This is a genomic window from Vibrio sp. 10N.261.52.A1, assembly GCF_002876325.1.
GTDB classification, from domain to species: domain Bacteria; phylum Pseudomonadota; class Gammaproteobacteria; order Enterobacterales; family Vibrionaceae; genus Vibrio; species Vibrio chagasii.
The window spans coordinates 1-1,727 of record NZ_MCYD01001353.1 but is presented as its reverse complement, the minus strand read 5'-3'; the positions used below and the strand labels follow the sequence as shown (position 1 = coordinate 1,727).

Annotated in this window: 3 protein-coding genes; all 3 read left to right on the top strand. The window is 32.9% G+C overall.

The window, feature by feature from the left end; translation table 11 throughout:
- On the top strand, positions 1 to 707 hold a 707-nt coding region (locus tag BCT81_RS27690), incomplete at its 5' end, for a DegT/DnrJ/EryC1/StrS family aminotransferase (RefSeq protein ID WP_198596983.1).
- Positions 704 to 1,420 carry a WbqC family protein gene (locus BCT81_RS27685; protein ID WP_102426530.1) on the top strand — a complete coding sequence of 239 codons (717 nt, stop codon included), beginning with the start codon at positions 704 to 706 and terminating at the stop codon, positions 1,418 to 1,420. The genes BCT81_RS27690 and BCT81_RS27685, both read left to right, overlap by 4 nt.
- Positions 1,417 to 1,727, top strand: a 311-nt coding sequence (locus BCT81_RS27680; RefSeq protein WP_133152758.1) for a class I SAM-dependent methyltransferase, incomplete at its 3' end; no start/stop codon positions are given. The genes BCT81_RS27685 and BCT81_RS27680, both read left to right, overlap by 4 nt.

Genomic DNA, 1,727 nt, shown 5'->3' with positions numbered 1-1,727 from the left:
ATGTTGATGCTTTAAAGAAAATTGCGGATAAGCATAAGTTAAAGATATTTTATGATGCAGCTCATTCTTTTGGTGTGAAAAGAAAAGATGAATCTATTCTAAATTTTGGTGATTTATCCATGATGAGTTTTCACGCAACTAAAATTTTTAACACCATTGAGGGAGGAGCGCTGATTACGAATGATCCGAAGATGAAAGTGAAAATAGATTACCTTAAAAACTTTGGCTTTGAGGGACCTGAGAAGGTTATAGGTTTGGGCATTAATGGTAAAATGAACGAAATACAAGCGGCATATGGTTTACTTCAGTTAGAGTATGTCGATGAGCAAATAGAAAAGTGTAAAAAAATTTCTAATTTTTACCGTGAAGCCTTATCAAACACAACTGGAATTCAGCTTATTCCTGAGTTTGACGGCATCAGTTATAACTATTCATATTTCCCTATTCTAATTGAAGAAGATCTCTATGGAATGTCTCGTGATGAGCTTTTTACTTACTTAGCTGAACATAACATAATGGTCAGGAAATATTTCTATCCTCTAGTTTCTAATTTTTCAGAGTATGAAGGCGTTCCTTCTGGAGCGACGACTTCTTTGCCTGTAGCAAATTCGGCTAGTTCAAGAGTTTTGTGTCTTCCTATATACGCTAATTTATTATTTTCTGATGTTGAAAATGTTGTTAATTTGATAAATAAGGCTGCAAAATGAAAACCGCTATAATGCAGCCATATTTTTTTCCTTATATAGGTTACTTTCAACTAATCGTAGAGTCTGATATTTTTGTTTTATTCGATGATGTTAAGTATATACACAGAGGCTGGATTAACAGAAACAGAGTATTAAAGCCCAATGAAGGTTGGCAATATATAGGTGTTCCTTTAGAAAAGCATTCAAGCTATTCTTTAATAAAGGATATTAAAATACATCCGACTTCTGATTGGAGAACAAAGGTAATTTCCCAATTAGAACATTACAAAAAAAAGGCACCGTATTATAAAGAAACAAAAAGGCTAGTTGAAGAAATACTCAAATCTTATAAAGGGAATAGTATTGTTGACTTGAACAAACATATCATAATTTCAATACTAGACTATTTGGGCATTAAGAAGGAAGTGTTAGTTTCTTCTCAATGCAGTTTTGACTATAGTGACGTTTCCGGAGCCGGAGACTGGGCTCTATCTATAACACAACAACTCAACGGACATCAATATATTAATCCTATTGCAGGGAAAGACTTATTTGATGCTCTTAAATATGAAAGCTCTGGTGTAAAGTTAAAATTCCTCTCTACTGACAGCATTAGCTATAATCAGAAAAGGGAATTTGAACCTTCTCTATCGATAGTTGATGTTTTAATGTTTAACAACAAAGAGCAAGTGCTAGATCTTTTGACCAAATATAACATAGAGGGTAAGGTATGAATTACTGGTTAAAACACTTTAATTCAAATGTATCTAAATCACCAGAAAACCTTCTGAAACAAGTTGGAAAAACTGTAAATGGTGTTGAAGTAGAACAGAGTCAAATTAATTTAATTGTAGATACAATTTGTAGTGAGCTTAATCTAAATGAACAGTCGAGAGTGGTTGATCTGTGTTGTGGAAATGGATTATTGACTGTTGAAGTGGCTAGGCATTGCAATTCGGTTATTGGTGTCGATTATTCAATAAACTTAATCAATGTTGCAAGTCATGTTAATAGTGGCGACAATATTACTTATATTAATTC